Below are 14028 nucleotides of genomic sequence, written 5' to 3' on the forward strand. Positions count from 1 at the left end.
GCAGCCCGTACGCGTTTTGACGGAGCGTCAGGCGACGGGATCGCGCCCATTGAGGCACAGGCCACTGGAGGAGACAAGGCAGACCCCCATGATTGTTGACATGTCTCGACCAAATCCGGCCGCTCAGCTCTCCCCCTCCGCCGCGGCGGCGACACCCTCGGCCAGGAGAGCGACGTACGCACCCGTCCACGCCTCCACCGTCGCGCGGTCCCACAGGTCGGTCGAGTACTCCAGGTAGCCGGAGAGGACGTCCCCCGTGGGGATCAGGCCGAAGTTGAACTCCGAGCGCGCGCCGGGCACCGCCAGGTCCTCCACCGCCGTGGTCACACCCGGCAACTCGATGTCCGTCTCCAGCGAGCTCTGGTACTGGAAGCCGAGCGGCAGCCGGTCCGGGACCTCGGTGCCGAGCGCCTCCGTCAGCTCCGCCGCCACCGTCCGGATCGGCGCGGCATGGTCGATGGCCCCGACCGCGCCGCGCGCCACCTGGTCCACCAGCGCCCCGAACGAGGTGGCCTCGTCGCCGCGGATCCGCAGCGTGAAGGACGACACCGTGCAGGCCGCGAGCGCCTCGAACTCCCGCCGCTCGCGGTTGGCGTAGGAGATGGCGAGCAGGACGTCCGGCTCGCCCGTCACCTCCGCGACCAGCCGCCCGAGGGCCGCCGCCGTCACCACGAAGGGCGTCGTGCGGTGCCGCCGCGCCATCGCCTCCACACCGGCCCGTACGGCCGGCTCCACCGTGAACAGCACCACGTCCCCGGCGCCGCTCAGCTTCTCCGGACGGGGCCGGTCCAGCGGCAGCGCCAGGCCGAACGGCGCGCCCTCAAGCTCCCGCGCCCAGTAGTCGACCAGGCGGCCCCGGTCCTGGGTGCGGCCGTGCTCCCGCTGCCAGCGCGCGTACTCGCCCGGCTGCGGCACGCTCACGGCCAGGCCGTGCGGCGTCCCGGTGACCGCCGCGCGGTACAGCGCGGCCAGTTCGCGCAGCAGGACGCTGACCGACCAGCCGTCGCAGGCGGCGTGGTGCAGGACGAAGAGCAGTGCCCAGCGGTCATGGCCGGTGCGCAACAGGCGCAGTACGGGGGCGAGTTCGGCGCGGATGTCGAAGGGCTCCGCGGCCGTCTCCGCCGCCAGGCGCTCGCCCTCCGCCGCCGCTTCCGCCTCCGAACCGAGGCGCGCGACCAGGTCCTCCTCGGGCAGTTCGACCGGCCGGGGGCGCAGCGCCTCCTGCCGCCACTCCCCCGTGACCGCGTCCTCCACGAGTCGCGTGCGCAGCGCCTCGTGGCGGGCGACCAGCCCGGTCAGCGCGGTGCGCAGGGCCGGGACGTCCAGCGTTCCCGTGAAGGTGAGGCGCATGGCCACGTTGTAGATCTGCGGGCGGGGGTGGGTCAGATGCCGGGTGATGAAGGCGCTCTGCTGGGCGGTGACGGGGGCGCTGCCGAGTACGTCACCCGGGTCGCCGTCCGTCCCGTCCGCGAGGTACGCCGCCATCGCGCGCAGCGTGGGCTCCTCGTAGAAGCGGGCGACGGGGTACTCGACGCCGAACTCCTCCCGCACGCTGTTGGCCAGGCGGATGGCGGTGAGGGAGTGGCCGCCCAGCTCGAAGAACGAGGCGTCGGGGCCGACCGCACCCGCGTCCAGCTCGAACTCCGCGGCCCACAGCTCCCGCAGGCGCGCCTCGACGTCCCTCGGTGCGGGAGGCGCGGGGTGTGCGGGGCTCACGGGGGTGGCGGCGGCCGGTGCCTCGCAGGGCCCGCCCGGGCCGGTGGGCGAGGTGATGAGCGCGGGGGCGGGCAGCGCGGTCCGGTCCAGCTTTCCGTTGCCGGACAGCGGGAGCGCGGGCAGGACGGCCCAGGCGCGCGGCACCAGGTGGTCGGGCAGCCGCGCGGCCAGTTCCTCCGTCAGGCGGTCGGCGAGCTCCTGGTGGCGTGCCGTCGGCGTCACGGGTACGACGTAGGCGCCGAGCCGGGCCTCGCCCCGCTGGTCACGGCGGGGCAGGACGACCGCCTCGGCGACGCCCGCGCAGCCGTTGAGGGCGCGTGTGACCTCCTCGGGCTCCACGCGGTAGCCCCGTATCTTCACCTGGTCGTCGCTGCGGCCCAGGAACTCCAGGACCCCCGACTCGTCCCGGCGCACCAGGTCCCCGGTGCGGTACATCGGCTCCGTGCCGCCCAGCGGATCGCGGACGAAGCGCTCCGCCGTCAGGTCGGGCCGGCCCAGGTAGCCGGTGGCCACGCCGGGTCCGCCGACGTACAGCTCCCCGGCCTCCCCCGCGGGCACCTCGCGGCCCCGCGCGTCGAGGATCCGCAGCGTGACGTTGTCGATGGGGCGACCTATTGGGATGGGTGCGATGGGCGCGATGGGTGCGATGGGCGCGTCTCCGGTACCGGCGGGCTCCACCGTGTGGGTCGTGCACAGCACCGTCGTCTCGGTGGGCCCGTACACGTTCACCGTCTCGTACGGGGCGCCGGGGCGTGGCCGGGTGCGCAGCACGTCGCCGCCCAGCAGCAGGTGCCGCAGCGGTGGCTGGAGGTCGTCCGGCAGTGCGAGGACCGCCTCGCCGAGGGCGGTCGGCAGGATGGAGAGGGTGATCTTCCGGTCCGCGTACCAGCGGGCCAGGGCGGCCGGGTCCTTGCGGACCGTCTCGTCGGCGACGACGACCGTGGCGCCGGCGGTCAGCGCGGGCCAGATCTCCAGCGCGGCGGCGTCGAAGCCCTGGCTGCACACGGCGGCGCTGCGGTCGTCCGCGGTGAACCCGAAGCGTTCGTGGTGCCACTGGCACAGGTCCACCACGGCCCGGTGCGGTACGGCCACGCCCTTGGGGGTGCCGGTGCTGCCGGAGGTGTAGATGGCGAAGCAGAGGGACTCGGGGCCGGGCGCGGAGCGGGGGGCCGGGGCGCTGTACGTCGACGGACCCGGCGCGGTCCTTGCCGCCGCGTCCACCACGGCCGTGCCGGGCGGGAGCGTCGGCCGGGCGTCCGCGGGCTCCTCGCCCTCGCCGTTGACCACGAGGATCCGGGTGCCGCTCTCCGCGAGGATCGTCTCGGCCCGTGCCCTGCCCTGGCCGGGGTCCAGCGGCACATAGCCGTGGCCCGACTTGAGCGCCGCGAGCATGGCGACGATCAGGTCGGCGCCGCGCGGCAGCCACAGGGCGACCGGCGCGCCGCCGCCGTCCCGGCCGCGCAGGACGGCCGCGAGCCGTTCGGCGCGCTGGTCCAGCTCGCGGTAGGTCAGCGTCCCGCTGCCGCTGATCACGGCGGTGCGGTCGGGGGCCGCCTCCGCCCAGCGGGAGGTCAGGGCGTGGACGGTGCTGCGGGTGCGCTGCCGGACGCGGCCGCGCCACCACGCGTCGCCCACCGCTTCCGCGAGGACGTCACGGAACGTCCCGAAGAGCGCGTCGACCGTCGCCTCGTCGAAGAGGTCGGTGTTGTACTCCAGGTGGCAGCGGATGCCGTCCGGCTGGTCGGTGAAGTACACGCTGAGGTCGGTCAGCGCCTTGTCGGGGCCGGAGTCGAGCGGTGTCGCGCGCACCCCAGGCAGGTCGAAGCGGAAGGGGTCGCCCGGCTCGAACTCGGCGAGCGTCTGGAAGACCGGCGTCCGGTCGAGCGCCCGGGCGGGGGTCAGCTCCCGGACGACGGCCTCGAAGGGCACGTCCGCGTGGTCGTACGCGTCCAGGGCGACCGCGCGCACCCGGTCCAGGAGCGTGCCGAAGTCCGGGTCGCCGCTGAGGTCCAGGCGCAGCGCCAGGGTGTTCACGAAGAACCCGACGACGTCCTCGTACGGCGGGGTGCGGTCCGACATGGGGGTGCCGACGACGAGGTCGGTCTGACCGGTGACGCGGCCCAGCGCCGCCGCGTAACCGGCGAGCAGCGTCATGAAGAGGGTGCAGCGCCTCTTGCGCCCGAAGCCCCTCACGCTCTCGGACAGTTCGGGTGACAGCGTCCGGAACAGCGCGCGGCCGTTCGACGTCATCACGGCGGGCCTCGGCCGGTCGGTGGGCAGGGCGAGGACCGGCAGGTCGCCGTCGAGCGCCTTCTTCCAGTACGCGAGGTCCTCCGCCGCCTTCGCGCCGCCGAGCGAGTCGAGCTGGCGGCGGGCGTGGTCGGCGTAGGTGCGGGTGAGGGCGGGCAGCCCCGCGTCCGGGGCGCCCGCGAGCCGCGCGCGGTACAGGGCGGAGAGGTCACGGGCGAGCACGGCCGCCGACGCCGCGTCCATCACGATGTGGTGCAGCGACAGGATGAGGACGTGCCGCTCGGCACCCAGCCGGACCAGGCGCGTGACGAACAGCGGCCCCTCCGCCAGATCGAAGCGGCGTTCGCTCTCGGCCTTGAGGGTGTCGGCGACCGCGTCACCGCCGGCGGCCGTCCCGTCGACGACGGCGAAGTCCACCTCCCCCGGCTTCCGGGCGAACTGCCGCGCTTCTCCGCCCACTTCCCGGAAGACGGTACGCAGCTGCTCGTGCCGCTCGACCAGCGCGTGCAGGGCGGCGCGCAGGGCACCGACGTCGAGCGGCCCTTCGAGCTCGATGGCCTTGGTCTCGTTGTACGCGGTACGGCCGGGGAGCATCCGCTCCAGGAACCAGATCCGCTGCTGACCGGGGGAGAGTGGAGTCCCGGGGGCGGGCGCCGGAGCCGTCCCGGGAGCGGGGGCGGGGGCGGCTGTCGGAGTGAGCGCGGCGGCCGTGGGAGCAGGCGCGGCGGGCACCGGAGCGGAGGCAGACACGGTCGTCGGGGCAGGTGCGGTGGGCGCCGTCGCGGGCGCGGACACGACCGTCGGAGCAGAGGCGGCGGCCGTCGGAGCGAAGGCAGACTCAGCCGTCGGAACAGACCCGGCGGCCGTCGGAGCAGACGCAGACACGGCCGCCGGAACAGACCCGGCCGACACCGTCACAGCCGCCGGGGCGACCGCCGGAGCAGACGCGGCGGAGGCCGTCGCGAGCCCGGACACGACCGTCGGAGCAGACGCGGCGGGCGCCGGGCCGGGCGCTGACACGACCGTCGGAGCAGACGCGGCGGCCGTCGGGCCGGGTGCGGACACTGCCCCCTGAGAAAACGCGGCCGGCACCGCGCAGGCGCTGCGCAGAGCGTTGAGGTGGGTCAGGCCGGATCTCATCGCGGTGGGGGCCACGCCGAAGTCGACCAGGGCTACTACCTCGTCGGCGCCCGCGGCACGCACCTCCTCGACCACGGGCCGTACGCTCTCGGGGCTGCCGATCAGGGCCCGTTGGTCGCAGTAGCGGTCGTAGGCGCGGCGGAAGAGCACGTCCAGGTCGTCCTCCGACATCGCCGACAGGTCGACCTGATGACCCAGGCTGTTGGCGACGCCGCCGAACAGCGACAGGGACGCCCGCATGTACCGCGACAACGGCTCGCGGGCCTCCGCGCGCGCCGCCGCGTGGTCCTCTGCCAGGTAGGTGTGCAGGAGCACGGCCACGCGCCCCGCCTCCGGGTCCAGGCCGTGCTCGGCGCGCGTACGGCGGTAGCGGGCGATGTTCTCGCGGAGCTGCTCGATGCCCTGCGTCATGAGGTTGGTGACGATGCCGAGGTCGTGGCGTGCGGCCAGCTCGTACGATGCCGGGTTGCCGACGACGGCCGTGTACATCGGCGGGGCGTCCTGGACGGGCCGCGGGAACAGCCGCAGGTCGCTCTCCCCGGCGCCGGTCGTGCGGCGCACGGACTCGCCGCGCCACAACCGCCGCACCTGGGCGACCTGTTCGTACATCGTCTCCTTGTGGGAGCCGAACCGCTCGGGGAAGAACACGAAGTCGTTGGCGTGCCAGCCACTGGCGCAGCCGATGCCGACGCGGCCCCCGGAGAGGTTGTCGACCATCGACCACTCCTCGGCGACGCGGATCGGGTCGTGCAGCGGCAGCACGACGGAGCCCGCGTTGATGCGGACGCGGTCGGTCTCGCGGGCGAGCGCGGCGGCGAGTACGACCGGGTTGGGGAAGAGGCCGCCGAAGGAGTGGAAGTGCCGTTCGGGGATCCACAGGGAGTGGAAGCCGTTGCGGTCGGCGAAGCGGGCGGTCTCCAGGAGGTGGTCGTACTTGCCGTGCCGGGGGCTCTTCTCGTCCTGCGGGTAGTCGCCGAAGAAGTAGACGCCGAAGTCGAGGGGCGGGGCGGGGCGGGGCGCCACGGGCCGGGCGGGGGCGGCGGCAGCGGCCGCGGCGCCGTTCCACGCCATGGCCTGCGGCTTCGCCACCGCGGCAACCGAAGCCACCGGAGCCACGGAAGCCATCGGCCGCGTCTTCGCCTTCGTACGGAAGAAGCCCGCGTCCCGCAGCTCCCGCAAGGACCCCTTCACCGCGTCCGCGATGAACTCGACGTCGCCGTCGGAGTGTTCCGTGGAGAGGAAGAAGTTGCGCCACTCCCACACATGGACGCCGCGCAGCATGAGGTGGTGGTAGAGCAACTCCATGTCGGCGCGGTGCTCGAACCGGAACATCGAGCCGAAGTGGCTCATGCTCAGGGCGAACTCCTCCGCCTCGAAGAAGGAGTTGAGCGTGCCGGCCAGTTCGTCGGTACGGGCGTTCAGCCGCTCCTGGAGCCGGGGGCTGTGCTCCTTGAGGTGGGCCAGCACGGCGCGCGCGGCGACCATCGACACGGGGTGCTGGATGTACGTACCGCCGAAGAAGGTGGTGTCGGCCTGCGGGTAGCTGTCGTCCCCGTAGCTCCAGTACCCGCCGTCGATGCCGTCCATGATGTCGGCGCGGCCCGCGATGGCCCCGATGGGGAAGCCGCCGCCGAGCAGTTTGCCGTAGGTGGCGAGGTCGGGGGTGACGCCGTACAGCTCCTGGGCGCCGCGCGGCGCGGGGCGGAAGCCGGTCAGCATCTCGTCGAAGAGCAGGACGATGCCGTGCCGCGCGGTCAGCTCGCGCAGCCGCCGTACGAAGGCCGCGGGCTGGAGGGCCGGGTGGCGGCTCTGCACCGGCTCGACGACGACGGCCGCGATGCCGTCCGCCTGCCGCTCGATGACGGCGAGGCTCTCCTCGCTGCCGTAGGGCAGGACCAGCAGGTCGGCGACGGCGTTCTGCGGGACGCCCGCGGACATGGGGACGGTGGTGAGGCCTTCGCCGCCGGTACGCGGGGAGCGGCCGAGGACGTTGTCGTTGTGGCCGTGGTAGGCGCCCTCGAAGGTGATGATCCGGGTGCGGCCGGTGGCGGCGCGGGCGAGGCGGATCGCGGCGGAGTTGGCCTCGGTGCCGGAGTTGGCGAAGGCGACCCGCTCCATGCCGGTCAGCTCGGCGAGGAGTTCGGCGGCCTCGCCCGTCTCGACGTTGCGGGGGCCGAGCTGGACGCCGCGCGACAGGTGCTCGCGCACGGCCTCGGAGACGAAGGCGGGCTCGTGGCCGAAGAGCAGCACGCCGAAGCCCATGGTGATGTCGACGTAGCGGTTGCCGTCGACGTCCTCCAGCCATGAGCCCTTGGCCCGCCGCCCCGCGATGGGGTACAGCATCTCCTTCGTGCTGCTGCGGAAGCCGACCGCGGCCCGGCTGTCGGCGAGCACCCGGCGGTAGCGCTGGGCGATCCGCTTCGACGTGGGCGTCTTGGCGGTGTAGCGGCGCACCAGGTCGTCGAGGTGGGCCCGCTGGGACTCGGGCGAACCCCCGCGGACCATGCCGGAGGCGCGGGCCACCTCCAGGCGCGGGCCGTGCTGGGCGGGCCGGGCCTGCTCGCCGGGGGGCGCGTCCTGGGCGGCGGGCGCGTCCTCGGCGGCGGGCGCCTGCGCCGGTACGCCCATCTGCTCGGCGATACGCTGCGACAGCTCGGCCATCGCGGCGAGGTCCCGGTCGACCGCCGCGGAGACGGAGTGGTGGGGGGCGCTCATCGGTCCGTCCGAACGGTCTGGGCGGTCTGGGCGGTCTGGGCGGCCAGCAGCTGGGAGAGCTGGCCCATCAGCTGGAGCTGCATCTGCGAGAGCTGGTGCACCTGGCGTACGAGGTCCTCGACCTCCTGCCGGGTGGCGTACTCGGCCTGGGCGGCCGAAGCGGCGGGTGCGGGGGCGGGCGGCTCCGGTGCGGACAGCGAAGGCGCGGGGGCGGACGGCTCAGGAACCGTCAGTGAAGGCACGGACGCGGGCGTGGGCGCGGGCGGCTCAGGCGACACGGGCGTCACCCCCGCTCCCCCCGTCTTCCGCACGATGATCAGAGCCAGCCCCTTCGCCGACCCCGCCTCCTCGAACAGCTCCCGCATCGACACCTTGACCCCGTGCTCCTCCTCCAACTCCCGCAGCACGCCTATCATTTGCAGCGAGTCCGCGCCGAGGTCGAAGAAGGAAGCGTCCTCTGCTATCTCGCTCGTGTCATAGCTGAGGTGTTGCGCCGTGACCTTGATGATGTGCTGGAGCACGCGCTCGACCGCTGCCTCGTCCTGTGCCACTTCGGCCCCATCCCTTGCCGGTTGTGCGGGCCGGGGAAGGTGGTTCTCCGGCCCTGTCCAGTAGTCCTTGTGCTGGAAGCGGTAGCCGGGCAGGGGGATCCTGCGGCCCGCCCCGCCCATGAAGGTCCGCCAGTCGACCGGCGCCCCGGCCCGGTACAGGCCGGCCGCCGCGTCCCGGAGCGGTGCGAGTCCGGCGCCGCGCCGCAGCGTCGGATACGCCGCCCGGTCCGGCAGCTGCCGCCGTGCGAGCCCGCTGAGTGTGGTGTGCGGGCCGATCTCCAGGAGCGTGCCGGTGCCCGGGTGCGACGTGCCGAGCTCGCGCAGGGCGTCGGCGAATCTCACCGGCTGACGCGTCTGTCGTACGAAATAGTCGGTGTCCGGGAGCCAGCCCGGCGGCCGGGTGCGCCCGTCGAGGCCGCTCACGAACGGCACCTCGACCGGCCTGGACTCCACCTCCGCGCACAGCTCCCGCAGCCCGTCGAGGGCCGGGTCCATCAGGGCCGTGTGGAACGCGTGCCGCACCGGCAGCTCCCGCGCCGGGACCCCGCGCGCGGCCAGCAGGGTCTTCAGGCGCTCCACGGCCGCGGCCGGGCCCGCGAGGACCTGGCTGCGCGGGCCGTTGACGACGGCGAGCTCGACGCCGGGCACCTCGGCGGCCAGTTCCGCGGCCTCGTGCGCCGCGACCGGGACCGCGAGCATCGCGCCGGGCGCGCAGTGGCGGCGCATGAGCGCGCCGCGCCCGGCCGTCAGGCGCAGCCCGTCCTCGATGCCGAGCGCCCCGGCCGCGTACAGCGCCGCGTACTCCCCCACGCTGTGCCCGGCCACCACGCGCGGCGTGATCCCGGCCTCGCGCCACAGGCGGATCAGCGCGCACTGGAGGGCGAAGAGCGCGGGCTGCGCCAGTTCGGTGGGCCACGAAGGCTCGGCGCCGGGGTCCTCCTGGTCCAGCAGCGGGGTCAGCAGGCTGTCGCCGCCGGTGAGCGCGGCGTACTGCCGCTCGCAGGTGTCCAGGACCTCGCGTACGACGGGGAAACGGTCGTGGAGGTGGCGTGCCGCGCCCCGGTGGAGGCTGCCCTGTCCGGTGAAGAGGAACCCGATGTCGGCCCCGTCCGTCCCGGTCGCCGCCGGTTGTGGGTCCGCGAGCCAGGCGTCGAGGGCCTCGGTGAACGCGGCCACCGTGTCGCCGCGTACCGCGAGGCGGTGCCTGCGGTGGGCGCGGCCGAGCGCCAGCGTCGTCACGACGTCCGCGGGGTGCGTGTCGGGGTGCGCGCGCAGGTGGTCGCGCAGGGCCCGCGCGTTGTCGGTGAGCGCCCCCTCGGTGTGGCCGGAGACGACGAGGATGTCCGGGGGCGGCGGTGTGTCGGCGGCGGCGGGGCGGGGCGCGGCCTCGGGGGCCTCTTCCAGGACGACGTGGACGTTGGTGCCGCCGACGCCGAAGGAGCTGACGCAGGCCCGGCGGGGCGCGTCGCCGCGAGGCCAGGGGCGAGGCGACTCGGGGATGTAGAACGGACTGGCCGCGAGGTCGAGGGCCGGGTTCGGGCGGCGGAAGCCCGCCATCGGCGGGATGACGCCGTGCCGCAGCACGAGCAGGGCCTTGATGAGGCTCGCCAGGCCCGAACACACGTCGAGGTGCCCGATGTTGGCCTTGACCGAGCCGAGTGCGCAGTAGCCGGTGCGGTCGGTGTCGGCGCGGAACGCGGCGGTGGCGCCCTCGAACTCGATCGGGTCGCCCTTGAAGGTGCCGGTCCCGTGGGTCTCCAGGTAACCGATGGTGTCCGCGCCGACGCCCGCCTTCTCCAGGGCGCGCCGGATGGCGCCCCGCTGGCCGTCGGCGCTGGGCGCGGAGAACGCCCGCTTGTCGGCGCCGTCGTTGTTGACTCCCCAGCCCCGGATGACGCCGTGGACGTGGTCACCGTCCGCGAGGGCCCGGTCGAGGCGCTTGAGCACGAGGGCCGCGACGCCCGTGCCGCCGACGGTGCCGTCGGCGTCGGCGTCGAAGGGCCGCAGGTGACCGCTCTTGGAGAGGATGGACCCCTTGACGTACTGGTAGCCGAGGACCTGCGGCACGTGCACGGCGGTGGCCCCGGCCACCGCGATGTCGCACTCGCCGTGGGCCACGGACTGCGCGGCGAGGTACACCGCCGTCAGCGAACTGGAGCACGCCGTCTGGACGTTGATGGCGGGGCCGGTCAGGCCGAGGCGGTACGCGGCGCGGTTGGCGGCGAAGTCGGTGTAGTTGCCGATGGTGATCTGGAGCCCGGCCACCCAGTCGGCGACGCCGTCCGGCAGGACGTTGTTCTGGAGGTAGGTCTGGAGGGAGTAGAGGTGGTAGCCGGTGCTGGCGTAGACGCCCACGTGGTGGCTGTCGGCTCCTTGCCCTCCCGCGTACCCGGCGTCCTCCAGGGCGTGGTGCACGCACTCCAGGAAGAGCCGCTGCTGGGGGTCGGTGATGCGGGCCTCGTGCGCGCTCATCCCGAAGAAACCCGCGTCGAAGCCCGCGATGTCCTCCAGTACGCCGCTGGCCCCCACGAAGTCGTCGGCCCGGTACTGCTCCTCGGGGATGCCCGCGGCGGCCAGTTCGGCCTCGGTGAAGCGGCGGATGCGGTCAGCGCCGTCGCGGATCGTGCGCCAGTACTCCTCGGGGGTGTCCGCGCCGGGCAGCCGGAAGGACATCCCTACGACGGCTACGGCATCGGGGGCGGCGGCGGTGGTCATCGGGCCTCGCTCTCGACGGGCGGCACGTCGCGTTCCGGCGCCGTCTCGGGCGCGGGGCGGTCCCGGCGGCCGTACCGCACCAGGACGACGAACATCCCGAGGCACAGGGCGATCGCCAGCCCATGCAGCAGCCCGACGACTTGGAGCGGCCGGAAGTGGTCGAGGAGCGCGCCGCTCACGAGCATCCCGAGCCCGAAGCCGGTGTTCTCGACCGAGGCGGAGAGGCCGAAGAGCCGGCCGCGCTGCTCGTCGGGGGCCGCCTGGAGCCGGCTGACGTAGGCGATCTCGGTGAGCCCGTCGGCCATGCCCGCCACCAGGGCCGCCACGACGGCCACCCCCGTGGGCAGCCCGGCGAAGACCACGATGAACGCGGCCGACATCACACAGGCCCCGATCGCGAAGGCCCGCTCCCCCGGCCCCTGCCGCCCGCCGCGCCCGGCCCAGCGTCCGCACACCTGCTGCATGACGATGTTGCCGATGGCCCACGTGGCCCAGAACTGGCTGACGAACGTGGCGGGATGCGAGGGATCGAGGGCGCTGGAGTAGACGGGCAGGGCGACGTTGTGGGACGACGACCCGAGGCCGTCGGCGGCTCGGACGGCGATCATGACGGCGAGCACGGGGGCGGCGCGCAGCAACAGCAGCGAACCGGCCTGCCGGCGCCGCGCCCGCCTCCCTCCACCCTTGTCCGCCCCCTGCGGCTCCGCCTCCTGCGACTCGGCTGCCTGCGACGCGGCCGCCTTGGTGCGGATCGGCAGGGCGAGAAGGACACTGGCCGAGACGGCGAAGGAGGCGGCGTCGAGGGAGATGGCGGCGACGTATCCGAGCTCCGCGACGATGACGCCCGCGGAGGCGAACCCGGCGATCATCGCGAGCGAACGCCCGGTGGCGAGCAGCGAGTTGGCGCGCACCCGCAGCTCACCGCCGACGATCTCCGGGATGCTGCTGCGCAGGGCGACGCCCGAGAGGGTCGAGCAGAACCCGGTGACGACGGCGAGGACGTACAGCAGCCCCGGCCGTCCGGCCTCGGGGGCGACCAGCAGCGCTACCATGGCGAGGCACTGAGTCAGATCGGCGCCGACCATCAACCTTTTGCGGTCGTACGCCGAGACCAGCCGTCCGCTCACAAAGCCGGATACGACGCTGGTCATGAGACGTACGGCCATGAACAGCCCGGCGGCCAGGGCGCTGTCGGTCACCTCGTAGACGAAGACGTTGAGGGCGACCATGTTCAGGTAACTGCCGTACGCCGATACCGCGTTACCCACGACGAGCAGGCGAAAGTGCCTCAACGTTCCCCCTGGTCCGCCTCTGTACCGGCCCCGTGTACCGGCCCCGTGCCGCTGCCGCGCCGGCCGTGCGCTGCGGCTTCACACTCACCTGCCCCGAAGCGCGCCTAAAGTCACCCAAGTTGGCGACTTGACAGGACCAACGGCGCCCGGTACTGCGCGCCTTGAGCGAGGGCGACACCGCGAGGCCCGGCGATTCCTTTCTGTTTCCGCACGGCCATGGTTAGATCAAGCCGAGTCACGGTCACAGCCTCGTAGAAGTCGCCAGTAGCCAGTCCCTCCCGGAGGGAACATGCCAGCAACCAGCCGCCCGCAGAGCGCTCCGGCGCTGTCCCAGCGAGAGCGTCAGGTACTGGCGCACATCGCGGCAGGCCTCTCCCACAAGCAGGTGGCCCGGCGGCTGGGCATCAGCGTGCACACGGTGAGCACGTACCTGCGCCGCATCCGCAGCAAGCGGACGGCGCCGACGGTGGCGCATCTGATCCGGCTGAGCATGACGGAGGACGCGGCGACGCCGACCGGACCTCGATCGGCGCCCTGAGCCGATGTCCTGCGATCACCGAGCCGTACTCTCGGACGACACACAGAATCCCCCTCAGCGCTCACGTGCAAGCTACTTGCCTTCTCCCGTCAGCAACCACCGTCACGCTCCTTCGGCGGCGGTGGTCACGTGGTAACTCGCGGAAGCGGTAGCGGCCCCGGAAAGCGCTGCGCGTACCGGGTGTGCGCCGGCATTCGGAGAGTTAGGCATCCTCGGCCGCCCCTCCCTGACCCGTGCGCAGTCCACGTGAGCCCGCGCCCCAGAGCGCGTCCGTCAGGGCTTCAACGGCAGGGCTTTCGTGCCAGGCGCGGCGGCGGCGCGGGCACGCCCCAACAGTTCCGGCCCATGCCGAGTTGCACCGCCTGTCAAGGAACTCCTCGGCCACGCCCACATCGGCGTCACCGCAGGCGTCTACGCCCACGTCCGGCTCCGCCTCCAGCGCCAAGCCGTCGACACCCTGCGGGATGCCCTCGGCGCCGGGGATGATGACCCTGACGACCCACCCGCCGCAGCCGTCGTCCGCTGACGTTGCCGTCAGCGTTGCCGTCAAACGAAACAAAGGTCCCCTCCGCACCACTGCGCGGAGGGGACCTTGCTCTGTCCTGAGAACACCGGAAAGGGCGTGACCCTAAATCGGTGGACTGCAGGGAACCAGTCGAGACAAGAATTCCTCGAATGATCCCGCTACTTTACGAGGAACACGGTCTTCGTCGATGTAGGCGACAGAAGGCTCCCCAGCTGGTCCGGACTCGGAATAGTCGAGCATTACTGCATCATGCCCACCCGAAGGCATATCGCAGATGACTACGCCGATTTCCGGATAACCCCATTCGGCAATCAGGTCAGCACTCCCCAGGCCAGAGGAGGAATCAATCCCCCACTTCCCACCAATTCCGAGAAGTGCGCGAATCTCGAAATGGTCGACAGCCCAGGACGTAGCGAACTTCGTAGGAAAACGGCGTCGCTTCAATACTCCGCCGTTCTTTTCCGATAGCGCTGCGACATAGTTTGACGGAAGTCGCAGACCCAGAGCCTGCTCAGCCCGACTAATCATGTCAACGCTCAGCGGTGGACCCGTATAGAAGTCCCCATCTTCAAATAGTTCATTCAT

Annotated in this window: 5 protein-coding genes; 1 reads left to right on the plus strand and 4 read right to left on the minus strand. The window is 72.8% G+C overall.

Features of this window, described 5'->3' with window-relative positions; genetic code table 11:
* Positions 1-123: 123 nt before the first annotated feature.
* Genes KKZ08_RS11205 through KKZ08_RS11215 form a run of 3 tightly spaced genes read right to left on the minus strand, consistent with a single transcriptional unit; the run spans position 124 to position 12379 of the window.
* A complete protein-coding gene (locus KKZ08_RS11205; RefSeq protein WP_223774320.1) occupies positions 124-7821 on the minus strand; it encodes a non-ribosomal peptide synthetase in 7698 nt (2565 codons plus the stop codon).
* Positions 7818-11087 carry a type I polyketide synthase gene (locus tag KKZ08_RS11210; protein ID WP_223774321.1) on the minus strand — a complete coding sequence of 1090 codons (3270 nt, stop codon included), beginning with the start codon at positions 11085-11087 and terminating at the stop codon, positions 7818-7820. The genes KKZ08_RS11205 and KKZ08_RS11210 overlap by 4 nt, the downstream gene beginning before the upstream one ends.
* Entirely contained in the window at positions 11084-12379 is a 1296-nt protein-coding gene (locus tag KKZ08_RS11215; RefSeq protein ID WP_223774322.1) for an MFS transporter, read from the minus strand. The genes KKZ08_RS11210 and KKZ08_RS11215 overlap by 4 nt, the downstream gene beginning before the upstream one ends.
* A gap of 289 nt (positions 12380-12668) precedes the next feature.
* Between KKZ08_RS11215 and KKZ08_RS11220 the strand changes: the two genes are divergently transcribed.
* Positions 12669-12917, plus strand: a complete 249-nt coding sequence (locus tag KKZ08_RS11220) for a helix-turn-helix transcriptional regulator (protein WP_223774323.1) — start codon at positions 12669-12671, stop codon at positions 12915-12917.
* Between the two features lie 628 nt (positions 12918-13545).
* Here KKZ08_RS11220 and KKZ08_RS11225 read toward each other — a convergent pair.
* Positions 13546-14028: an SMI1/KNR4 family protein gene (locus KKZ08_RS11225; protein WP_223774324.1), complete on the minus strand. Its 483-nt coding sequence runs from the start codon at positions 14026-14028 to the stop codon at positions 13546-13548.

Origin of the sequence: Streptomyces sp. 135 (genome assembly GCF_020026305.1) — a bacterium.
In the GTDB taxonomy this organism is placed as follows: Bacteria; Actinomycetota; Actinomycetes; order Streptomycetales; family Streptomycetaceae; genus Streptomyces.

What these genes read in the sequence shown, in the direction of transcription:
- KKZ08_RS11220 (WP_223774323.1), top strand. Translation starts at nt 12,669, where the DNA reads ATGCCAGCAACCAGCCGCCCGCAGAGCGCTCCGGCGCTGTCCCAGCGA.
- KKZ08_RS11205 (WP_223774320.1), bottom strand. Translation starts at nt 7,821, where the DNA reads ATGAGCGCCCCCCACCACTCCGTCTCCGCGGCGGTCGACCGGGACCTC.
- KKZ08_RS11210 (WP_223774321.1), bottom strand. Translation starts at nt 11,087, where the DNA reads ATGACCACCGCCGCCGCCCCCGATGCCGTAGCCGTCGTAGGGATGTCC.
- KKZ08_RS11225 (WP_223774324.1), bottom strand. Translation starts at nt 14,028, where the DNA reads ATGAATGAACTATTTGAAGATGGGGACTTCTATACGGGTCCACCGCTG.